The sequence below is a fragment of the Acidobacteriota bacterium genome (assembly GCA_016712445.1).
Classification (GTDB): domain Bacteria; phylum Pseudomonadota; class Alphaproteobacteria; order Caulobacterales; family Hyphomonadaceae; genus Hyphomonas.
This window is the reverse complement of the sequence record JADJRB010000001.1, coordinates 2296180-2316619: the sequence shown is the minus strand read 5'-3', so window position 1 is coordinate 2316619 and position 20440 is coordinate 2296180. Positions and strand designations below refer to the sequence as shown.

Below are 20440 nucleotides of genomic sequence, written 5' to 3'. Positions count from 1 at the left end.
TCAGCCGGGCGACGGCAGGTCGCGCACGATCCGGAAGCCGATATGGCTGGAGGAGAAGTCGCGTTCCTGCGGTTGGCGGGCGGCGGGCCGGTAGCGGCGGCAGAAATTGTCCGCACACAGATAGGAACCGCCCTTGATGGTCTGCATGGCCGGATTGTAGGGCGTATCGGTCCACTCCCAGACGTTGCCGATCATGTCATAGAGACCGATCTCGCTGGGCGCGAAGCAGCCGACCGGGGCGCGTCCGGCGAAGCCGTCGGCCGCCTCGTTCACGAGCGGGAAGATGCCCTGCCAGGTGTTTGCGCGCGGGGCGCCGCTCGCGCCATAAGCCCCGGATTGCGGGTCTGCCGGATTCGGCAGGCCGATGGCGGCGGCATATTCCCATTCTTCCTCGGTCGGCAGGCGCCCGCCGGCCCATTCAGCATAGGCGCGCGCATCTTCCAGCGCCACATGCACCACCGGCCGGGCCGACTGGCCGTCCACGGACGATCCCTTGCCGTTCGGTGTGCGCCAGTTTGCACCGGGATCGAAGCGCCAGACTTCGGCAGGATTGGAGCGGTCTTCCGGCATGTCGAACACGGCAGACCCGCCGCCGCGCTCGGCCAGTGTCACGTAGCCGGTGGCGTCAACGAAGGCAGCAAATTCGCTATTCGTGACTTCGTGCGCCAGCATCCGGAAAGGCTGCACGTGGATGATGCCGCCCGCCGTCTCCTCCGGGTAGACGGGATAGGCGCCCTTCAGGAACTGGCCGCCCGGCACGTCGACGAACGTACCGATGGCGTCGTCCGGCAAGCCGCACGAAGCGGCTGCTTCATCTGCAGGCGGACGAACAGGCTCGCCGCCGCAGGCCGCCAGGAGGCAGGCCGCCAGCAACGGGGCGGGCCACTTCATGGTCCGACGATGCGCTCCAGCATCAGGCGGAAGACCTCGGCGGCCTCTTCCACCGGCAGGTCGGAATCCTGACGCAGACGGCGCCAGGTCTGGAAGCTGGCCGTCGTCTCGATCGCGGCGAAGAGTTTTGCATTCTCGACGATCTCCGCCGGCAGCACGGCCTTCAGGCTTGAGCGCTCGATCAGCAGGTTGCGGCGGTATTCCTCCATGAGGAAGCGCGACTGGAACCGGCGCAGGTTCGCTGAAACGCGCACCGGCATGATGTATTCATAGATCTCGATCCGGCGATCGAGGTGTTCGAAGAAGCGGCCGCGCCAGTCGCGCGCCTCGAACGGGGCCAGCACTTTCGGCATGACTTCGCTGGAGATCCGCTCAGCCATCTCGACATAGAGACTGTCCATGTCCTCGAAGTGGCGGAAGACCGTGCGCAGCCCGACCTTCGCCTGATCGGCCACCTTGGCTGCGCTCGGGCTCATGTCGCCTTCCCGGATCAGTTCGAACATCGCCTCGATGATCTGGGCGCGGCTGCGCTCGCTGCGCTGGCGGCGGCCGTCCGAAGGCTCGCCAGCCTGCAGGGACACAACTTTCGACTCACTCATTCAGAAGGCCTTTTCAACATCAATGGACCGGCTGCCGGCCGGCAGGGAGTAGATGAGGCCATCTTCTGCAACCTCCATCGGCCCGTCAAACATTCCTTTCGCATCCTTCATGAACAGCGCGTTGAGCATGGGCGACGGCATGGGTGGGATCGTATGGTAAAAAACGAGCTGCGAAACGCCGGCTTCAGAGGCCGCGCGCGCCGCATCTTCGGGAGTCGCATGGTAATCGAGGATGTCGTGCAGGATCTGCGCGATGCCTGTGCGGCCAGCGGCAGCGGCGGCTTCGCGCATCTTGTCGACCATTTGCACATTCAGCGCGTCATGCAGCAGAAGGTCGGCGCCCTTGGACGCAGCGACGAGATTGGGGTTGTAAACCGTGTCGCCACTGAGCACGACCGAGCGGTCCTTGTAGTCGATGCGGTAACCATAGGCGTTTTCGACCGGGTGATGGTCGACCCGGAACGCGGTCACCGTGACACCCCCGGACTCGTAGACGACGGCCTGGCCGCCCGGCCCGGCGGCCATCTGGATGGGCTGCGGCGCCCCGCCCCGGCCTTCCGGATTGGCGATATCCAGCCCGTGATGGGCCGCGCGATAGGTCGAGTCGATCCGATAGGCCGCGTTGAAGCCTGACACGAGTTCGTCGACCCCGGGCGGGCCATAGACGGGCATCGGCACGTCGCGGCCGCCCGTGACCCAGGCTTGCATCAGCAGCTCGCCGAGTCCGTCCATGTGGTCCGAGTGCAGGTGAGTGAGGAAGACGGCGTCAATGTCGCCGACCGGATAGGTCATGCGCGTCAGCGTGCGCGCGCCGCCCGAGCCGGCATCGAAGACGAGGTGTTGCTCGCCCGCGATGACCGCGACGCAGGGGCCATTGCGCAACGGATCCGGCAGCGGCGTGCCCGCGCCGCAAACATAGACGTGCAGACCGTCGGGAAGCGCAGCGGCGGTATCCCGGCTGAAATTCTGCTTCACGGCGCGGTCGAACACGAACTGGGCGATCTGCACACGCAGCAGGCTGCCGGCGATGAAGACGCTCGCCGCAATCAGGACGACCAGCAGAACGGACCAGCGAAGCACGCGCACCGGCTCAGCCTCCGGCCTGGGTGATGAGGTCGCGAAACACCGTCGAGCCAGCCGTCTGCGGCATGACGGTTTCGATATTCAGCTGGCCCTTCAGCCCGGCCGAGCGGTGGACGGCGATGGCGCGCCACTCTTCCGAAAGCGACATGCGCACCATCGCGGCGCGGTCCGGGTACATTGCAATCGCGACTTCGTCCCAGAGTTCCTCGACCTGGCCCAGCGCGAGGAAGGTCACGTCGCCGGCAAACAGCGCGCGACCCTCGAACTTCGGCAATAGCTCGGCGACCGCGCGGCCATAGATCATGTATGCATCCCGGCCCGAAAGGTCGGTCGGACGGCCATCGTCATACTCGGCCTTGTCCTTGAACTTCAGCAGATTGACCATGAAGATCGGGCCGTCCGGCCCCTTCTCCATCATCTGCTGGAGGCGGGCGGGATCCTGCGGAAAAACTTCATTGGTGACCTGCATCGTACACACTCCGTATCCTGATCAAGTGGTCTGCCGTTTGAGTTCGTCTTCGATGACCCAGAGGCGGTCCTGCCCCCAGGTGATGACGTCGCCGACGCGGAAGCTGGGCACGCCCCAGACGCCGAGCTGCATCATTTCGGCGCGGTTGGCTTCCGCCTCGGCGCGCCAGCTATCTGTTTCAAGCTGCGCGCGGGCGCCGTCCCAATCGAGGCCGGCTGCCTCGACGATCTGCCTGAGGCCGGCATCGCTGCCCGCATCGATGCCCTGCGACCAGACGCCGGCGAGAAAGGCGTGGCAGAATTCGTAGCCCCGCCCCTGCGCGCGCGCCCAGGGCAGGATGGAATAACCCCGCTCCACCGGCTTGCCGACTGGATCGGCGATCTTTCCGAAGGGTACGCCAATGCGGCGCGCTTCCCGGGCCGTGTCGAGCGTGATGTAGCGCCCCTTCATGCGTGGGACCGGCAGGCCGCGCATCACCATCGGCAGGACGAAGCGCAGCTTCAATTCGGCGCCGTAAGCTTCGGCCAGCGCTTTCGCGCGCTCGGCGACAATGTATGTGTACGGACTTCTGAACGAGAGATAGTAGTGCAGTTCCAGACCGGGCCTGCCGCTGGCGCGACCGGCCGGTGCGACCGGCGGGGGAAAGATATACGCGCTGGCGGCGCCATCCTTGCGCGCGCCCAGTTCGGCGAGGCGTGCCTCCAGATAGTGAAGCCGGTCGACGCCCCAATACCATTCGCCGGCATAGTGGAACATGCCGCCGAGATAGTGGCCGAGCTCTTCGCGCCGGGCGCTGCCTGCGGCGAGGCGTGCATCGAGCTGGTCCTCACGGGCCGCCTGCCCGGCCGGCGTGCCGCGCCACAGGGCCTCACTGATGGCAGGCGCGTCAGAAACAAAAGTGCCTGCGTCAATGGCGGCTGCGAGACGGGCCGCGGCCTGCCGCGCGTCTGTCTCGGTGGGCTGGCGGGCATCGGCCGGGAAGCTGAGCCCGGCCTTGGCAGCGAGCCGGGCGGCATCCTCCCGCGCGTAGGCCTGCAGGCGGCCGCGTTCCGGCGCGGCCCAGTCCGGCGGCGGGGCGACGAGGTTCACGGACAGGGCGATGTCGTAGCGTGCAGCGAGGTCGGCGAGCACCTGGACGCAGAGGTGGGAATACGGGTCCGTGACGTCGTGGAAATAGTCGACGGTATGCGGCGCGGCGGAGGCGGCCCGGCGGGTTTCCTGCATTTTGCGTTTCCGGTTCAATCGCGATTCACTGGTGATAAGGGCCGCGATCCGCGAGACCAGGAAGGACTTCAGGGACATGCGGCCGCGAGCTCCTCTCCGGGCTGAACGCTGATTATGGCACGTTATGTGTCATATTATTCCGCCCGCCTCAAGCCTTGCGTTTCCGGCGGCGCCACAGCGCGATGACCAACACGATCATGGCGAGCAGGCCTGCCCCGGCAGCGAGCAAGTAAGGCCCATATTGCTTGCGCTGGCGTTCCAGCGTGTGGCGGGTGATCTCGTCCAGCGAGTTGTAGCCTTCCGGCACTTCAAGCACGCCGACCCGCGCGCTGTAGGCGGCGTACTCGGACATCAGGTCGTCGTAGATCTCGGGGAAAGCGGCGCTCAGGTCTTCCGTCTCGCCGGGGTCTTTCGAAAGGTCGTAGAGACGCCAGCGCGCGTCGCCGTGCGGTTTCTGGTTCCGGGTCAGCTTGTAGTCGCCCTTGATGACGCCGGTATTGCCGGACACTTCGATGACGATGGCATCGTCGGGCCCGTAGATCGCGTCCGTCTCGCCGCGCAGCAGCGGAAGGAGATTGCGACCGCTCATCGGCTTGGCGCCCTGCAGCGATTGCGGCGCGCCCGCGAGCGCCAGCAGGGTTGGCGCGATGTCGGTGACGTGCGCCCGCGCGTCGATGCGCTCGCCGCTGGCGAGGCCCGCGCCGGCCATGATGAAGGGGACGCGGATGCCGCCTTCGGAGCCGAGGAACTTGAACATGGCATGCGGCGACGCGGCGGCCATCGCCCATTCCGGCCCGATGAAGGCCCAGCTGCCCTTCTCGCCGATACCTTCCGCATCCAGATGGTATCCGTTCATCTGCATCCAGAACTTCAGCCGGTCGTCAGTGTCGCCGCGCGACGGCTCCGGACCGTTGTCGGAGGTGACGACGAAGACCGTGTTCTCGTACTGGCCGGTCGCCTTCAGATGCTCGATCAGGCGGCCGACATGGAAGTCCATGGCTTCCAGCATGCCGGCATTGGCCTGCATGCGCGCGGCATAGACACGCTGGTCTTCAGGCGTCAGCGACTCCCATTTGCGCAGGTGCGGCGGTAGCGGCGCAAGGGCGGCGCCTTCGGGCACGAAGCCCTTGGCCTGCGCCCGCTCCCAGCGGGCCGTGCGCACCGCGTCCCATCCGGCATCGTAGACGCCGGCATAGTTGGCGGTGAATTCCGGAGGCGCCTGAACCGGGATATGCACCGCCATGAACGCGAGGTACGCGAAGAACGGCTCGTCGGCCGGGCCTTCGTCCATATAGTCGATCATCTTGTCGACGATGAAGCGCGAGGAATAGAAGTCGTCCGGCAGCTTTGCCCGCTCGCCGTCTTCGTACCAGGGCGCGAAGGCGTAGAAGGGCATGTAGGGCTTGTCTTCCCAGTTGTCGGCGCCGGACGCGTCCAGCGCGAAGGAATGATCGAACCCGTGCGCATTCGGCAAATCGCCATGCTCGCTGCCGAGGTGCCATTTCCCGGTCATCAGTGTACGGTATCCCAGCGGCTTCAGGCGATCCGCAAGGGTCGCCACACCGGGCTCGAGGCTCATCGTGTAGCCAGGTTGGCCCTCGTGCGCCTTGGGCAGCACTTCGGGAATCGTCGACACGCCAGTCTGGTGATTGTCGAGGCCTGTCAGCAACATAGCCCGCGACGGCGAGCAGAGGGGCGATGTATAGTAGTGCGTCAGCAGCGCGCCCCGGGCCGCGAGCGCGTCGATGTTCGGCGTACGCGCTTCGCCGCCATAGACGCCGAGGTCCATGAAGGCGGCGTCGTCGATCAGCATGACGACGAAGTTCGGCTTCGACGGCGTCTCTGGTGTTTCCTGCGCTTGTGCGAGGGCCGGCGTGCCCGAGACAATTGCGGCTATGAGCAGCGCGGCTGCGGTACGAAACATGATTGCCCTCCCGGCGGAGCCTTCTTGACGCACGAACAGCAACTCGGGCCGGACACGGCTGAAGACTTTGGTTCGCTATCGAATGGGACGGAATGAACCGGCGATCAAGGGGCTGCCGGGGCGCCGCGGCGCGCGCCACACGCCGGCACGCGTCGGCGCATCGCTGGCGAGGCAGCGAGCATGACCTTGAAAAAGCTTGAAAGAATTGGTGTGCCCAACAGGGTTCGAACCTGTGACCTACTGATTAAAAGTCAGTTGCTCTACCAGCTGAGCTATGGGCACCACCGGACGGCCTGAATCGACCGAAGCGGCCATTTAGGCTGCGCGAAGGGGCCGGTCAACCGCTACCTGCATGGCAATGCTTGATGGCGCGCGCTTTTTGTCGTTCCCTTTGGCCATGAAGGTATTTTTCGCTTCCGCCCTGCTGTTTCTGGCTGTTTCCGCCTGCGCCAGCCGCGACAAACCGGAGCCGGCGAAGGCCGAAGGGTCATTGTCGCAAAACGTTGGAGAGGCCGCCGGAAGCACCGTGACCCAGACGCGGGACGGGCTTGCGGACGCGGCGCTGTCGCCGCTGGAGGACCTGAACCTGCGCCGTGAGGAAATCCCGCCGCTGCTTGCCGGCATGAAGACCCCCTATGACCTGAAACCGGACCTCACCTGCGAGGAAATCGCGGCCATGGTCGGCGAACTCGACGCCGTGCTCGGACCCGACTGGGACACCGCCTCCCCAGACGAGCGGCTGAACACTGAAAAGCTGGCAGACGAGGCGGCAGATGCGGCGCTCGGCGCGGTCGAATCCGGTGTCACGGGCTGGATCCCGTACCGCGGCCTGCTGCGCGAAGCGACCGGCGCGGCCGCCCACCAGCGCAAGTACAACCAGGCCTACAAGATCGGGGCGCAGCGGCGCACCTACCTGAAGGGCTATGGCCTCGCGATGCAGTGCGAGCCCCCTGCCCGGCCCAATCCGGCGCCGCCGGAAGACGAGACGATCGTCTACAAGTGATCAAGCTTCGCGCGGGCTCGACCGCGTGCCCGCCCATGCAGCGGCCAGGCGCATGCGCAGCGCATCGAACCGGCCTTCAGCAATCGCCGAGCGGATTTCCGCCATCAGCGCCTGGAAGAAGGCGGTGTTGTGCCAGGAGAGCACCATCGGCCCGAGATACTCACCAGCCTTGAACAGGTGGTGCAGGTAGGCGCGCGAATACTCGCGGCTGGCGGGGCAATCGACCGCTTCGTCCAGCGGCGAGAGGTCTTCGGCGAACTTCGCGTTCGACACGTTGATCGGGCCGCTCCACGTCCAGGCTTGTCCATGACGGCCGGAGCGCGTGGGCAGGACGCAGTCGAACATGTCGATACCGCGCGCAACGCTCTCGACGAGATCAATCGGCTTGCCGACGCCCATCACGTAACGTGGCAGGTGGGCCGGAAGGTGCGGGACGGTGAAATCGATCGTGTCACACATCTGCTGGTGGCCTTCGCCGACAGCGAGGCCGCCGAGCGCAATACCGCCGAAGCCTTGCGCAACGACGCCCCTCGCAGACCGCTCACGCAAGGCCGGGAAGTTCGAACCCTGCACGATGCCGAACAGGGTTTGCGTCTCACGCGCGCCAAACGCGTCGAGGCTGCGTTCGCCCCAGCGCAGGGAGAGCTGGAGGCTGCGTTCGGCTTCTTCAGCTGTGCAGGGGAAATTGGTGCATTCGTCGAGCTGCATCGAGATGTCGGCGCCGAGGAGGTCGGCCTGGATCTCGATGGAGCGGGCGGGTGTCAGGCGGTGGATTGAGCCGTCGATATGGCTCTGGAAGGTGACGCCGTCGGGGTCCATCTTGCGCAGCTGAGCGAGTGACCAGACCTGGAAGCCGCCCGAGTCGGTCAGCATCGGGCCAGACCATTTGGCGAACTTGTGCAGCCCGCCGAGCGCCTTCACGCGCTCGGCGCCGGGGCGCAGCATCAGGTGGTAGGTGTTGCCGAGGATGATGTCGGCGCCGGTGGACGCGACCTGATCCATGTAGAGCGCCTTGACCGTGCCGGCGGTGCCGACCGGCATGAAGGCCGGCGTGCGGATTTCGCCGCGCGGCGTGCGCAGGCGCCCGGTGCGGGCGGCCCCCTCTGTGGCGGTGATTTCGAACGGGAAAGTGGTCATGCGCGGGCCTATAGGGGGCCAGCCCGCGCAAGCCAAGCGCCGCGTATCAGGCGGCCATTGCGCCCCAGGCCGCCATCAGGATGGCGAAGGCGCGCATATCGCCTGTTGTCGTGGGCGCCATCTTGTTCATGGCGTAGGCGTAGGTGGCACGGGCGTCCATGTCGCTGACGACGAGCGAGCCACCATAGCCGCCCCAGTAGATCGTGTTCGGATTGGGGAACGGCACCATGCCGCCGGACAGGCCGAAGCCGAGACCGTAGCGCACCGGAATGCCGAGGATCAGGTCGGTGCCCTCGATCTGGAGTTCGAGTGCCTTGCGGCAACCGCCTTCGGACAGGATCTGCTTTCCGCTCATCGCGCCGCCATTCGCGAGCAGCGACTGGACGAGCGCAACCGAGCGGGCATTGCCTGTGCCGCCAGCCGCCGGAATTTCGGCGCCGCGCCAGGCGCGGGTGCGGGTGTCGAGCGGGTTGAGCGGCGGATTGTTCGACATGTTGGCGACCAGTTCGTCGGTCGTGCCCTGTCCCAGACCCGCACCGGGCGGCGGCGGCGTCAGGTCCGCAACCCGGTGGTCTTCCGTAGACGGAAGGCCGATATGGAAATCGGCGCCCAGCGGCTCGGCAATCTGCTTGCGGAAGACGGTGCCGACGGTGTCACCCGCGACGCGGCGGATCACTTCGCCGACAAGGTAGCCCTGCGTCATCGCGTGATAGCCGGGCGCCGTGCCGGGCTTCCAGTAAGGCGCCTGCGCGGCGAGGAGGCTCGTTGCCTTCTCCCAGTCATAGAGGTCTTCGCGCACCAGCGGCTCTTTCCAGCCGGACAGGCCGGCCGAGTGGCTCATCAGGTGGGCGACCGTGACATCCGCCTTCCCGTTGGCCGCAAACTCGGGCCAGTATTTCGAGACCGGCGCGGCAAAGTCGAGCGCGCCCTTGTCGGCGAGGTAGAGTGCGGTCAGCGCCGTCATGGTCTTGGTGGTCGAATAGACGTTGACGATGGTGTCGCGTTCCCAGGGCCTCGTCTGCGCTTCGTCGGCGTAGCCGCCCCAGATGTCGACGACGGTCTTGCCGTCGACCGTCATGCAGAAGCCTGCGCCGTTTTCCTGGCCGCTCGTGAAGTTCGACTCGAACGCCTCTTTGACCGGCGCAAACCGGTCATCCACGAATCCGTTGATCTTGACGCTGCTCATTCTTTCCTCCCGCCCCGCCCGCGTCCGGTTTTCCGGCATCTGTCGAACAGGATCGGCAAGGCTTTACGCAGGGGCCATGCGCCTGACAATACCTTCCGCAGGGGCGGCCGGGCCGCGCGGTCAGAACGGGATTTCGACGCCTGCCAGTTCGGGCAGCTGCAGCACGATGACAAGGTCACGCAGTTCCTGGCGCGCGGCCTTGTGGCTCATCGTAAAGGCGACGTTGGCGGACGTCTCCGTCAGGTCGAGCAGCGTCAGGCCAGCGGGGAAGAGTTCGCGGTAGATGACGCGCTCCGACAAGCCAGGCGCGAGGCGGAAGCCGATACGTTTCGAGAGGTTTTCAAGCGCACCGCCGACGCGTTCCTTGTTGCGGGCCGCCAGCGGCGACATGCGGTTGCGCATGACTACCCAGTCGATCGGCCGGCGCGAGGTCTGGGCCTTCTTCTTGCGGCAGTTCCAGACCATTTCGGAATAGAAGCTTGGGCGCAGCACTTCCAGCGTCTGCGGGTTCACATCGCCCAGGAGATCGAAGTCCACGAAGCTGTCGTTCAGCGGCGTGATCAGCGTGTCGGCATACATGTGCGCGAGGCGCGACAGGAAGGTGTCGCCGCCGGGGGCATCGATGATGATGAAATCGCAGTCGCGCTTCAGGCGCGCCAGCGAGGAAAGAAAGCGCTGGCTCTCTTCGGCCTCGGCCTTGTCGAGGTCGCGTTCCTGGCTCGCTTCGACGCGCACGATCTCGGGCATCGCGAGCTTCGCGTCCGTGTTCTGCATCCAGCGGGTGCGGTTTTCGAGATAGCGGGTCAGCGAGCGCTGGCGCACATCAAGATCGATGACGCCGACTTTCTTGCCGATGCAGAGAAGCGCGACGCTGAGGTGGATCGAGACGGTGGACTTGCCTGCCCCGCCCTTCTCGTTGCCGATGACAATGACGCGCGCCTCGGCAACTTGCTGGGAGATGTCAGCCAAGCCCGTCCGGCTCAAGGAAGACACCCCATCGGCGGGCATGCAGTCTACTCCACACTCTGCGCGGCCTCAGGCCGGCGAATCCAACACATCACGCAACGCGTGAGAGTGATTCAATAGACGCGGAGGGTTTCTGAAGTGTTAGGCTGCTTTCGATGAACAGGTCATCTTCATCGAATGCCACAACGTTTGTGAGAACTGGAACCGGCGCGGCCACTTCTTCGAACAGCATCGGATCGAACGAGACCGCCGGCGTGGCTGCCGCCATCGGCACGTAGGGTTCGTCGACCGCGAGCGGCATCTTGGTGAGGTTCGACAGCACGGCGCGCAGACCAGCCAGGGCGCCGGAGACACGTCCGTATTCCTGGTCCAGCATGTAGGCTTCAGACGAGACGGCCCCGCCGGCACGATCGAACATCCAGCTGTCGTTAACATCTTCCGGCTCGGCGCTGCTGCGCCTCGGATCCGGCTCGCGTACGCTGATGCGGGCCTGACGCAGACCCAGCGAAACGGCCCCATACATGGCCAGCGAACGAACAGTGTTAACGATGCGATGTGTCATGGCTATGAAATTCCGGCGTATGAGTTAACAACCCGTTTACTTCAGCCTGATGCGGGACCGGATCAAAGTGAATTTCAAGACAGGAAAGGCGCCCCTGGTGGTGCGCTCGCGTGTGGCCTTGCAGCAACAGGTGGCGGCATGGAAACGCGACGGTGAGACGGTCGGATTCGTGCCCACGATGGGGGCGCTGCATGCGGGTCATATCTCGCTCGTTGAAAAGGCGAAGGAAAACGCCGCGCGCACCGTGACGAGCATATTTGTTAACCCGGCGCAGTTCGCGCCCGGCGAAGACTTCGACACCTATCCGCGCCGCGAGGAAGAGGATCTGGCGCTGCTCGGCGCCGCCGGATGCGATGTCGTTTATTTGCCCACTGTTGCAGAAATGTATCCCGATGGTTCGGTCACGGACGTTCGGGTGAATGGCCTGTCCGACCTGCTCGACGGACTCTACCGGCCGCACTTCTTCTATGGAGTCGCAACGGTGGTCGCGCGCCTGTTCCTGCATGCCCAGCCGGATGTCGCTGTCTTCGGGGAGAAAGATTACCAACAGCTGCAGGTCATCCGCCGCATGGTGCGCGATCTCGGCTTCCCCATTCGAATCATTGGCGGCGAAACCCGCCGTGATCACGACGGGCTCGCGCAGTCTTCCCGCAATCTTTATCTTTCAACGGATGAACGCCGCGCCGCCGGCGCGCTTTACGCCGCGTTGCACCGCGCCTCCGTACGCCTGTCGGTTGGCGCCTTGCCTGCGGACGTGCGGGCCGAAGCCCATGCCCTGCTGATGGCGGCGGGCTTCAAAAGCGTGGATTACATTGCCCTGGTGGATCCGGACACGCTCGCCGCCCTGCCCGACGATGCGCCGATGGCACCGGGGACCGCCCGCCTGCTTGGCGCCGCCTGGCTTGGCCGCACGCGGCTGATCGACAATATCAGCGTGTCGCGGTGAAAGCCTTCAGGGCGTCGAGGCAGCGTGTATTGTCGCCGGCGCTGCCCACCGTGATGCGCAGCTTCGTCGGCAGGCCGTAGCCGGCGATCGCTCGCACGAGGATCGACTGGTCCTTGAGGTACTGGAACGCGGCCGCTGCGCGCTCCGCGGTGCCGAACTCGGTGACCACGAAGTTCGCGTGAGACGGGGGCGTGGCGAGCCCCATGGCGTTCAGCGCCTCCGTCAGGATAGCGCGCCATTCGGTGTTGTGGTCGCGCGACATCTTCAGGAACGCCGTGTCGCCGACACTTGCAATGCCGGCCTCAGCCGCCAGCGTGCTGACATTGAACGGGCCGCGGATGCGCTGGAAGGTGCCGGCAATCGCAGCCGGCATGTAGGCCCAGCCGAGCCGCACTGCCGCAAGGCCATATATCTTGGAGAACGTGCGCATCATGACCGTCGTGTCGCGCCGGTCGACCAGGTCGCGCAATTCAGCCTCGTAATCCGGGCCGAGGTATTCCGAGTACGCACCATCCACCACAAACAATACATGCGGCGGGAGTGCGTCCTGCAGGGCTTTCAGCGCTTCGACGGACATCATGGTGCCCGTGGGATTGTTCGGGTTCGCGAGGAACAGGATTTTCGTCCGCGGCGAGACCGCGCCGAGGATGGCATTGACGCCGGCGGTCATGTCGGTTTCCGGCGCCTTGACGGCCGCCGCGCCATGCGCGCGCGCCGAGACTTCGTACATGGAGAAGGCGTGCTCGGTGAACAGCACTTCATCGCCGGGTCCGGCATAGCACTGGGTGAGCACGTGGATGATCTCGTCGGAGCCTGCCGACGTGACCACACGGGACGGGTCTGCGATCCCCTTGGCGGCTGCAATCGCCGCGCGCAGGGCGCCGTAATCAGGATCGGGATAGACCTGCAGACCGCCGCCGGCCGCGTTGCGGATCGCTTCGATCGCCCGCAGGCTCGGACCGAACGGATTTTCGTTCGACGCCAGCATGGCCGGCGTGCCCACCGCGCCATGCAACTTGCCGCCGGGCACATAGGGTTTCGTGTTCGAGATATGGTCGAGCGGCTTGATCGTGTTCATGTTTCGCGCGCTTACACCAAACGCGGGAGGCCGGGAATGCCCTGCCCGGCCTGTATCAGGGCTTTTTCCGGCCCGTGCTTTCGCGCGTCACCAACTTGTAGGGCAGCACGAGGGCAGAGCTCGCCCCGCTGTCCGTCCGGTCGAACAGCATCCCTGCGGCCGCCGCCGCTATTTCGCGGATCGGCTGATAGATCGTGGTCAGCGACGGCGACACGGCCGACGCGAGCGGCGTGTCATCGAAACCGGCCACCGACAGGTCATCGGGAACGCGCAGGCCTTTCCGGTAAGCTGCGGCCAATACGCCTGCCGCCATGTCGTCATTGCTCGCAAAGATTGCGGTGGGTGGCTCGGCGAGCGCCAGCAGCCGCTCCGCTTCGCGGCGTCCGAATTCGACCTGGAAATTGCCCCCGGCCATAAGGGCAGGATCCGGCGCGATACCGTGGCGCGCCAGCGCGCTGCGGAACCCCGCTTCCCGCAGGCGCGCTTGGGGGTGGTCCCGGTCGCCCGCGATGAACCCGATGCGGCGATGGCCAAGCGAGATCAGGTAGCTCGTCAGTTCATCGGCGGCCCGTTCGTCGTCCATGCTCACATTGCCGGTTTCCCCGTCGACGGACGACTGTGCGAGGCGGACGAACGGGATGCCGGCTGTCCTGAGGCGATCAAGCAAGGCGGCGTCCTCGGTCAGCGGCGGAACAAGGATTACACCCGCAAGGGAGGGCTCGCCCCGCAGCGAGACGAGGCTTTCGAGCCCGCCAGTCGCGTGTTCGAAGATCGCATTGAAGCCTTCGGCGTTGCACCGTTCCAGTACGCCGACCTGCAATTCGGCCGTGTAGTTGCGCGACGGATTGGAAAAATAAACCGCAATCAGGCGGCTCTGCGTAGCGCGCAGGTTGCGTGCATACGGATTGGCGCGGTAACCGAGCGCGCGCACAGCCTCCATAACACGCGCGCGGGTGGGCTCGCGCACATTCGGTTCGCCGTTCAGAACCCGGCTGACGGTCTTGAACGACACGCCCGCCTCGCGCGCGACGTCGACAATCGTGGCAGGCCGGCGGTCATGCGTGTCTATGGTCAGTCCCCGTATCGGTCAGCTCCGGTCGCGCGCGCCACGACATCGTTGACACTACCATATGGAGACTGCCGGGCGCCGCAAGACTGCCGTGCCGGAAACGGCTACTTGTCGCGCCGCACCTGCGGGCGAAGCTCGCGCACCTTTTCCAGATAATCGCGCGGATGCACGAACTCGTCTGAAAACCAGATTGCCTCGGGCATATCGAACAGCTTGCGCAGCCAGTCGATCAGCAACTTGCCTTGCGGCAAGCGGCGCACGCGCTCGGTATAATTGATCCAGAACTTGACCGGCGCGGTCTCCGGCAGGTCCAGCGCCACCAGACGGGGATCCAGGACGGCCATGTAAGATGGAAGGATCCCGATGCCGCCGCCGCGCGCGCAGGATTCGGCGATTGCGGTGCCGGAATTGGTCACGAAGGCGAAATCGACCATCTTGCGCATTTCCGACATGCGCGGCGCCCAGCGCTCGACCTGGTTCACATACGACGTGTGCAGGATGCACCGGTGCTTGTGGTATTCGTAAAGGCTTTCCGGCCGTCCGTGATCGTCGAGATAGGACTGTGAGGCGAAGGCCACATAGTGCTGGACGCCCAGCTTGTGTGCGATCACGCCGGGCTGGCGATTGTCGACGAAAGAAATCGCGATATCGGATTCGCCTGCGTCGAGGTCCGGCACGTGCTCACCGACCACCAGCTTTACCTGAACCTTGGGGTGTTCCCGATGAAACTGGTACAGGCGCGGCGCCACGTAGTACGGACCAAGGCCATCACCCGTGCTCAGCGTGATGGTGCCACTGACGGGCGCGCCGGCGTCGGAGGTTTCCCGCCGAAGGGTTTCGGCCGCATCGGCCATGGAATGGACGTGCCTCAACACCTGCTTGCCGATATCGGTCAGTTCGACGCCGCGCGTCGAGCGCAGGAATACCTGCGTGCCGAGCGACTTCTCGAGTTCGTCGATCTTCCGGCCAATCGTCGGGGGCGACTCCCCAAGCCGCGCTGCGGCCGCGCTCATGCTCGAAAGCTCAGCCACGACGCGGAAGACGCGCAGCGTGTCCCAATCAAGGCGATCGATCGACATTGAAGCCCACTCATCAGGCCGGCCCGACGGCGCGCCTGTAGGTAGTCAGGTCTGACCTTATCCCGTTAGACGGTCAACTCAAAAATGCAGAGATCTTGTAGACATCGACTTCCGGTTGACTTTTTTAGACCTTTCGAGGGCCTATTCGGCCGCCATCTTGCCGGCGAGCATGCCATCGAAATAGGCAATGGTCTTGGTCAGGCCGTCGCGCAGCTGCACGCGCGGCTCCCAGCCCAGCACCTGCTGCGCCTTGTCGATGATCGGCTTGCGCTGTTTCGGGTCGTCCTGCGGCAGCGGCATGAAGACGAGTTTCGACTTCGAGCCAGTCAGGTCGATCACTTGTTCAGCCAGCTGGCGGATCGTGAACTCACCCGGGTTGCCGATGTTGATCGGCCCCGTGACGTGGTCCGGCGAGTCCATAAGGGCCATCAGGCCGCGCACCAGGTCGTCGACATAGCAGAAGCTGCGCGTCTGCTGGCCGTCGCCGTAGAGGGTGATGTCTTCGCCCTTCAGCGCCTGGACGATAAAGTTCGAGACCACCCGGCCGTCATTGGGATGCATGCGGGGGCCGTAGGTGTTGAAAATACGGGCGACCTTGATGCGCAGGTTGTGCTGGCGGTGATAGTCGAAGAACAGGGTTTCGGCGCAGCGCTTGCCTTCGTCATAGCAGGAGCGCGGGCCGATCGGGTTGACGTTGCCCCAGTATTCTTCCGGCTGCGGGTGGACCGCCGGGTCGCCGTAGACTTCCGAAGTCGAGGCCTGGAGGATCTTCGCTTTCACGCGCTTGGCGAGGCCCAGCATGTTGATGGCGCCGTGAACCGAGGTCTTGGTCGTCTGGACGGGGTCGAACTGGTAGTGGATCGGGCTTGCCGGGCACGCCATGTTGTAGATCTCGTCGACCTCGACATAGAGCGGGAAGCAGACGTCGTGGCGCATAAGCTCGAAGCGCGGATGGTTCATCAGGTGCGCCACGTTGGTGCGCGTGCCAGTGAAGAAGTTGTCGGCGCAGATGACGTTGGCGCCCGCCTCGAGCAGGCGCTCGCAGAGGAACGAGCCGATGAAGCCGGCTCCGCCGGTGATGAGAATGCGACGCTCGAGGTGCATGACAATTGTCCTTTAACTATACGGGCGGCTTCCAGCGCCCTGCCGCGCCAAATTCTGCAAGTTCCGTGCAAGCCGGAGCCAAACTTCGCCTGACAGCGTGTGAACCACAACTTGATGGCGAGTGAAACAGGCAGCCAGCCGCAAACCGCAGCCGTTTCCGGTGGCGCCTGTGGGCGGAGGTAGCGACGCTGGCAGCGGCCCGTACTGCTACATCTGCGCCAGTCTGGGTCGGTCGGGTGCGGCAGCCTCCCCTACGCGCGCCGGCATTCGTTAACCCTGTTCCGGGCAGGTCAGCTCGCCCCGCCGGGGAAGATGCCCTTCGCCCTGCCCCAACCGGCGATCAGGTCTGGCCAGAGTGCCAGCGGCGTTCCGGCAATGCCGCGAAGGCCGAACCCGTGTCCGCCCGTCTCAAACAGATGCATGGCCGCCGGCACCTCGGCGGAGCGCAGGGCGGCGTAAACCATGAGCGCATTTTCGACCGGGACGGCCGGGTCATCTTCAGCGTGCATCAGGAAAACGGGCGGCATGCCGGCATGCACCCGCGACTCGATCGACCAGCGTTTCACCGCATCCACGGAGGGATCAGCCCCGACGAGGCAGAGACGCGAGCCCTCATGGGCGAAAGGCCGCGTCATGGTGGCGACGGGATAGATGAGGGCGGCGGCATCCGGCCGCGCCGAAAATGCGTCTGCGGCATCGACAGACTCGTAGACCTTCGCGTCGAACCCCGTCGCGAGGTTGCCTGCCAGATGCCCCCCGGCCGAGAAGCCCATGACCATGACCCGGCCCGGGTCGATGCCGTCAGCGGCAGAACGTGAACGGATGAGGCGTATCGCCCGCTGTGCGTCCTGGAGCGGCGCTTCAGAGCCGGCAACCCATCCCTGGTGCGGGAGGCGGTAGCGGAGCACGTACACGCAGGCGCCGCGCGCGCTGAACAGGCGGGCGCCTTCGTAGCCTTCCTTGTCGATGACAACCCATTTGTAGCCGCCGCCGGGTATGATCAGGATCGCCGATCCGTCCGGCTCGGCCGGGCGGAACATGGACAGGATAGGCGTGGTGACATCATGTGCGGCTCGGTCGAGCAGGCCGAACGGATTGTCGCGCAGGACGATGGACTCCGCGAGGCCCGCCGGAACGCCGCCGGGCACACCCTTTGGCCAGAGCGGCAGGTCAAGGTTCGGATCGCGCGGATCTGGCGCCGCATCACCAGCCGGCAGGCTCACCGAACTCGCGCAGGCGGCCAGCGGCAGGCTGGCTAGCAGCGCCATGAGATCACGTCGGGACGGCATGATCAGGTCATCCGTTTACGGAGCAACTAGGCGTCACTTGAAAAGACCCGGCAGCGAGAGGGACAAGGCAGGAATGTACGTGATCAGCAGCAACGCACCGATCAGGGCGAGGTAGAATGGCCAGATCGTCTTCACTGCCTTCTCGACTGACAGGCCGCCGACCGCCGCGCCAACGAACAGCACCGAGCCGACCGGCGGCGTTACGAGGCCGATGCCAAGGTTCAGCATCATGATGATGCCAAAGTGGACCGGGTCGACGCCGACTTCCATCACCACCGGAAGCAGGATGGGCGTCGTGATGACGATCAGCGGCGACATGTCCATGAACGTGCCGAGCACGAGCAGCATGACGTTGATGATGAGCAGGACCAGCAAGGGATTGCGCGTGATCGACGTGATCAGCTCCGCAAGCTGCGACGGCGCCTCGAGCACAGCGAGCGCGTAGCCGAACGCGGTCGCCGCGCCGATGATCAGCAGCACCATCGCGGTGACCTTCACCGATTGCATCGACGCTTCGACAAACCGGCTCCAGCCCAGCGAGCGGTAAACGAAAGCACCGACCAGGATTGTGTAGATGACCGCGATGGCTGACGATTCAGTCGCGGTAAAGATGCCGGACAGGATGCCGCCCATGATGATGACCGCCGCCATGAGGCCGGGAATGGCGACCAGCAGCGCCCGCGCGAAGGCGCGCCAGCCGGGGAATGAACCGGCTGCGTATCCCCGCTTCACGGCCACCAGCCACGTAACGACCATCAGGATCGCCGCCGTCACGAGCCCCGGCACCACGCCGGCCAGGAACAGGTCGCCGATCGGCACGCCGATACCGGACGCGGCCGAGTAGATGATCATGTTGTGCGAAGGCGGAATGAGAAGGCCGACGATGGCAGACGTCACGGTGACGTTCACGGCATAGTCGGCGTCATACCCCTTCTGCTTCATCAGGGGCATCAGCGTTGACCCCATCGCCGACGCGCTGGCGATGGCGGATCCCGAGACCGCGCCGAACATGGTGGACGCGCCGACATTGACGAGGCCCAGCCCGCCGCGCGTGCGCCCGAGCATGGCTTCGGCGACTTCCACCAGCTTCTGCGCGATGCCGGACCGGTACATGAGGTCGCCCGCAAAGATGAAGAACGGGATGGCCATGAGCGTAAAGACGCTGACGCCCGCCGCAAGGCGCTGGAAGACGACCACCAGCGGAATGTCCATCGCCAGGAAAGTCGCGATCGACGCGCCGAGCAGCGAATAGGCCACCGGCACGCCGAGCGCGAGCAGCACGAACAATGTTCCCATGAGGATGATCAGTTCCATCGCGGGTCTTCCTCATCCTTGAGCGGTTTGGCCGCGAGCACTTCCAGCGTCCGCTCCAGCGCAAACAGCGCCATCAGTGCGCCGGCAATCGGCAGACCGAGGTAGGCGAGGCCGCGCGAGATGCCGAGCGAGGGAATAACGTGGTCCCACGTGAGCATCACCAGCTCCCCGCCCCAGACCAGCATGGCAAGACCGCAGGCGCCGACGACGATGTTCGAGAAGACCTGCATCGCCTTGCGCACCGGGGGCGGCACCGCCTCTTCCAGCGCCACGATGCGAATGTGGAAGCCCTGGCGCACACCGGCGGCGGCCGCGAGCGACACATACCAGATCATCAGCGTCAGCGCCGCCTGCTCCGACCAGGACGGCGTCGAGTTCAGCACGTAGCGCCCGAACACCTGCCAGCCGACGATCGCGGTCATCAGTACAAGGCCGAACGCCGCGACCTTCACGAGGCCATCGGCAATCACGTGCGTGATGCGCGACAAGCTTTCCATCAGCCGGCCTCCGCCATTGCTTCAATCTCGCGCACGAGGCGCTTCTGCTCGTCCGTCACGACATACTTGTCCCAGACCGGCCGCATGGCCGCCGCGAACTCGGCAGGATCGTTGATCTCGTTGACCTTAACGCCGGCCGCCAGGATCTTCGCGCGCGACTCGTCCACGCGCGCGTCCCATTGTGCACGCATGAACGGCACCGAGTCCTTCGCCGCCTGCCGAACAAGGTCGCGATCGCCTGCATCCAGTTTCTCCCAGCGGCGGCGAGACATCACCAGCACTTCCGGTGCGATCACGTGGCGGGTCAGGCTGTAATAGTTGGCGACCTCGAAATGCCGGCCGCTCTCGTAGGACGGCCAGTTGTTCTCGGCGCCATCGATGACGCCCTGCACCAGCGCCTGGTAGACTTCGGCAATACTCATCGGTGTCGCGTCGGCACCGAGCGCCTTGATCATCGAGACATAGAGGTCGGAGTTCGGTACACGGATCTTCAGGCCCTTCATGTCGGCGGGCGTGAAGATCGGACGCTTGGTATTGTAGAAATTGCGGTCGCCGCTGTCATAGAAACAGAGACCGATCAGGTTATGCTTGGTCAGCGACTGGAGGATCTCGTCCCCGATGGCACTGTCGAGCGCACGCCGCATGTGTTCGTTCGAGCGAAACAGGAAGGGCAAGGCCGGGATCGTGGTGACGGGCTCGATCGCGTTCAGCGGCGCGAGGTTCACCCGGTTCAGGTCAAGCCCGCCGAAGATGGTGATCTCGAGCGTGTCGCGCTCCGAACCGAGCTGGCCGCCGGCATAGGTCTTGATGTCCAGCCGCCCGTCCGTCCGCTCACGGAGGAGACGCGCCATTTCGTCCACAGCAGTGACGGTGGGGTAGTCGGCGGGATGGGTATCGGAAGAAAGAAAGGCGCGCCCGCTGCGCTGGCCGCAAGCCGCCAGCAAGCCGGATGCCACGCCGGCGGCCAGCACGCTGCGGCGGCTCAGCCCCTTGCGAGGGTTCTCGGGCGCGATCCTCATG

Annotated in this window: 20 protein-coding genes and 1 tRNA gene; 2 read left to right on the top strand and 19 right to left on the bottom strand. The window is 65.1% G+C overall.

Going from position 1 to position 20440, the window contains the following annotated elements:
• The 7 genes from IPK75_11770 to IPK75_11740 form a co-directional block, all read right to left on the bottom strand.
• On the bottom strand, window positions 1-891 hold the full coding sequence (locus IPK75_11770) for a formylglycine-generating enzyme family protein (protein MBK8199033.1): 891 nt from the start codon (window positions 889-891) through the stop codon (window positions 1-3).
• Window positions 888-1490 (bottom strand): TetR/AcrR family transcriptional regulator, encoded by a 603-nt coding sequence (locus IPK75_11765; GenBank protein MBK8199032.1) that lies wholly within the window; start codon window positions 1488-1490, stop codon window positions 888-890. Before IPK75_11765 ends, IPK75_11770 begins: the two co-directional genes overlap by 4 nt.
• Window positions 1491-2576 (bottom strand): MBL fold metallo-hydrolase, encoded by a 1086-nt coding sequence (locus IPK75_11760; GenBank protein ID MBK8199031.1) that lies wholly within the window; start codon window positions 2574-2576, stop codon window positions 1491-1493.
• A gap of 4 nt (window positions 2577-2580) precedes the next feature.
• A complete protein-coding gene (locus IPK75_11755) occupies window positions 2581-3042 on the bottom strand; it encodes a DUF1330 domain-containing protein (protein MBK8199030.1) in 462 nt (153 codons plus the stop codon).
• A gap of 21 nt (window positions 3043-3063) precedes the next feature.
• Window positions 3064-4266, bottom strand: coding sequence for a DsbA family protein (locus tag IPK75_11750; protein ID MBK8199029.1), 1203 nt, complete (start codon window positions 4264-4266; stop codon window positions 3064-3066).
• 148 nt (window positions 4267-4414) lie between these two features.
• Window positions 4415-6190 carry an arylsulfatase gene (locus tag IPK75_11745; GenBank protein MBK8199028.1) on the bottom strand — a complete coding sequence of 592 codons (1776 nt, stop codon included), beginning with the start codon at window positions 6188-6190 and terminating at the stop codon, window positions 4415-4417.
• A 206-nt stretch (window positions 6191-6396) separates the two neighbouring features.
• Window positions 6397-6472 (bottom strand) — tRNA-Lys (locus IPK75_11740).
• Between the two features lie 244 nt (window positions 6473-6716).
• On the opposite strand from IPK75_11740, the gene IPK75_11735 reads away from it, so the two are divergent.
• Window positions 6717-7193, top strand: a complete 477-nt coding sequence (locus IPK75_11735; GenBank protein ID MBK8199027.1) for a hypothetical protein — start codon at window positions 6717-6719, stop codon at window positions 7191-7193.
• Here the strand turns inward: IPK75_11735 and tgt are convergent, their stop codons facing one another.
• From tgt to IPK75_11715, 4 genes are all read right to left on the bottom strand, one after another.
• A complete protein-coding gene (tgt, locus tag IPK75_11730; GenBank protein MBK8199026.1) occupies window positions 7194-8330 on the bottom strand; it encodes a tRNA guanosine(34) transglycosylase Tgt in 1137 nt (378 codons plus the stop codon).
• A 46-nt stretch (window positions 8331-8376) separates the two neighbouring features.
• Window positions 8377-9516 carry a beta-lactamase family protein gene (locus IPK75_11725; protein ID MBK8199025.1) on the bottom strand — a complete coding sequence of 380 codons (1140 nt, stop codon included), beginning with the start codon at window positions 9514-9516 and terminating at the stop codon, window positions 8377-8379.
• Between the two features lie 120 nt (window positions 9517-9636).
• The gene (locus IPK75_11720) at window positions 9637-10524 is read right to left on the bottom strand and encodes an AAA family ATPase (GenBank protein MBK8199024.1); all 888 of its coding nucleotides are present in this window, start codon (window positions 10522-10524) and stop codon (window positions 9637-9639) included.
• Between the two features lie 49 nt (window positions 10525-10573).
• Window positions 10574-11044: a hypothetical protein gene (locus tag IPK75_11715; protein ID MBK8199023.1), complete on the bottom strand. Its 471-nt coding sequence runs from the start codon at window positions 11042-11044 to the stop codon at window positions 10574-10576.
• A gap of 49 nt (window positions 11045-11093) precedes the next feature.
• On the opposite strand from IPK75_11715, the gene IPK75_11710 reads away from it, so the two are divergent.
• Window positions 11094-11990 carry a pantoate--beta-alanine ligase gene (locus IPK75_11710; protein ID MBK8199022.1) on the top strand — a complete coding sequence of 299 codons (897 nt, stop codon included), beginning with the start codon at window positions 11094-11096 and terminating at the stop codon, window positions 11988-11990.
• Here the strand turns inward: IPK75_11710 and IPK75_11705 are convergent.
• From IPK75_11705 to IPK75_11670, 8 genes are all read right to left on the bottom strand, one after another.
• Window positions 11974-13068 (bottom strand): histidinol-phosphate transaminase, encoded by a 1095-nt coding sequence (locus IPK75_11705; GenBank protein ID MBK8199021.1) that lies wholly within the window; start codon window positions 13066-13068, stop codon window positions 11974-11976. The two genes, IPK75_11710 and IPK75_11705, sit on opposite strands and share 17 nt — an antisense overlap.
• Before the next feature lie 55 nt (window positions 13069-13123).
• Window positions 13124-14137: a LacI family DNA-binding transcriptional regulator gene (locus IPK75_11700; protein ID MBK8199020.1), complete on the bottom strand. Its 1014-nt coding sequence runs from the start codon at window positions 14135-14137 to the stop codon at window positions 13124-13126.
• Window positions 14138-14241: 104 nt separating this feature from the next.
• Window positions 14242-15216, bottom strand: coding sequence for a LysR family transcriptional regulator (locus IPK75_11695; GenBank protein ID MBK8199019.1), 975 nt, complete (start codon window positions 15214-15216; stop codon window positions 14242-14244).
• Window positions 15217-15357: 141 nt separating this feature from the next.
• Complete coding sequence (locus tag IPK75_11690; protein MBK8199018.1) at window positions 15358-16320, bottom strand: SDR family oxidoreductase; 963 nt, start codon at window positions 16318-16320, stop codon at window positions 15358-15360.
• A 290-nt stretch (window positions 16321-16610) separates the two neighbouring features.
• Window positions 16611-17609, bottom strand: coding sequence for an alpha/beta hydrolase (locus IPK75_11685; GenBank protein ID MBK8199017.1), 999 nt, complete (start codon window positions 17607-17609; stop codon window positions 16611-16613).
• Window positions 17610-17642: 33 nt separating this feature from the next.
• Entirely contained in the window at window positions 17643-18923 is a 1281-nt protein-coding gene (locus IPK75_11680) for a TRAP transporter large permease (GenBank protein ID MBK8199016.1), read from the bottom strand.
• Window positions 18914-19420 (bottom strand): TRAP transporter small permease, encoded by a 507-nt coding sequence (locus IPK75_11675; GenBank protein MBK8199015.1) that lies wholly within the window; start codon window positions 19418-19420, stop codon window positions 18914-18916. The genes IPK75_11680 and IPK75_11675 overlap by 10 nt, the downstream gene beginning before the upstream one ends.
• Window positions 19420-20439: a TRAP transporter substrate-binding protein gene (locus IPK75_11670; protein ID MBK8199014.1), complete on the bottom strand. Its 1020-nt coding sequence runs from the start codon at window positions 20437-20439 to the stop codon at window positions 19420-19422. The genes IPK75_11675 and IPK75_11670 overlap by 1 nt, the downstream gene beginning before the upstream one ends.
• Window position 20440: the final 1 nt, after the last annotated feature.

What these genes read in the sequence shown, in the direction of transcription:
- IPK75_11770 (MBK8199033.1), bottom strand. Translation starts at nt 891, where the DNA reads ATGAAGTGGCCCGCCCCGTTGCTGGCGGCCTGCCTCCTGGCGGCCTGC.
- IPK75_11765 (MBK8199032.1), bottom strand. Translation starts at nt 1,490, where the DNA reads ATGAGTGAGTCGAAAGTTGTGTCCCTGCAGGCTGGCGAGCCTTCGGAC.
- IPK75_11755 (MBK8199030.1), bottom strand. Translation starts at nt 3,042, where the DNA reads ATGCAGGTCACCAATGAAGTTTTTCCGCAGGATCCCGCCCGCCTCCAG.
- IPK75_11750 (MBK8199029.1), bottom strand. Translation starts at nt 4,266, where the DNA reads ATGCAGGAAACCCGCCGGGCCGCCTCCGCCGCGCCGCATACCGTCGAC.
- IPK75_11745 (MBK8199028.1), bottom strand. Translation starts at nt 6,190, where the DNA reads ATGTTTCGTACCGCAGCCGCGCTGCTCATAGCCGCAATTGTCTCGGGC.
- tgt (MBK8199026.1), bottom strand. Translation starts at nt 8,330, where the DNA reads ATGACCACTTTCCCGTTCGAAATCACCGCCACAGAGGGGGCCGCCCGC.
- IPK75_11725 (MBK8199025.1), bottom strand. Translation starts at nt 9,516, where the DNA reads ATGAGCAGCGTCAAGATCAACGGATTCGTGGATGACCGGTTTGCGCCG.
- IPK75_11720 (MBK8199024.1), bottom strand. Translation starts at nt 10,524, where the DNA reads ATGCCCGCCGATGGGGTGTCTTCCTTGAGCCGGACGGGCTTGGCTGAC.
- IPK75_11715 (MBK8199023.1), bottom strand. Translation starts at nt 11,044, where the DNA reads ATGACACATCGCATCGTTAACACTGTTCGTTCGCTGGCCATGTATGGG.
- IPK75_11710 (MBK8199022.1), top strand. Translation starts at nt 11,094, where the DNA reads ATGCGGGACCGGATCAAAGTGAATTTCAAGACAGGAAAGGCGCCCCTG.
- IPK75_11705 (MBK8199021.1), bottom strand. Translation starts at nt 13,068, where the DNA reads ATGAACACGATCAAGCCGCTCGACCATATCTCGAACACGAAACCCTAT.
- IPK75_11695 (MBK8199019.1), bottom strand. Translation starts at nt 15,216, where the DNA reads ATGTCGATCGATCGCCTTGATTGGGACACGCTGCGCGTCTTCCGCGTC.
- IPK75_11690 (MBK8199018.1), bottom strand. Translation starts at nt 16,320, where the DNA reads ATGCACCTCGAGCGTCGCATTCTCATCACCGGCGGAGCCGGCTTCATC.
- IPK75_11685 (MBK8199017.1), bottom strand. Translation starts at nt 17,609, where the DNA reads ATGCCGTCCCGACGTGATCTCATGGCGCTGCTAGCCAGCCTGCCGCTG.
- IPK75_11680 (MBK8199016.1), bottom strand. Translation starts at nt 18,923, where the DNA reads ATGGAACTGATCATCCTCATGGGAACATTGTTCGTGCTGCTCGCGCTC.
- IPK75_11675 (MBK8199015.1), bottom strand. Translation starts at nt 19,420, where the DNA reads ATGGAAAGCTTGTCGCGCATCACGCACGTGATTGCCGATGGCCTCGTG.
- IPK75_11670 (MBK8199014.1), bottom strand. Translation starts at nt 20,439, where the DNA reads ATGAGGATCGCGCCCGAGAACCCTCGCAAGGGGCTGAGCCGCCGCAGC.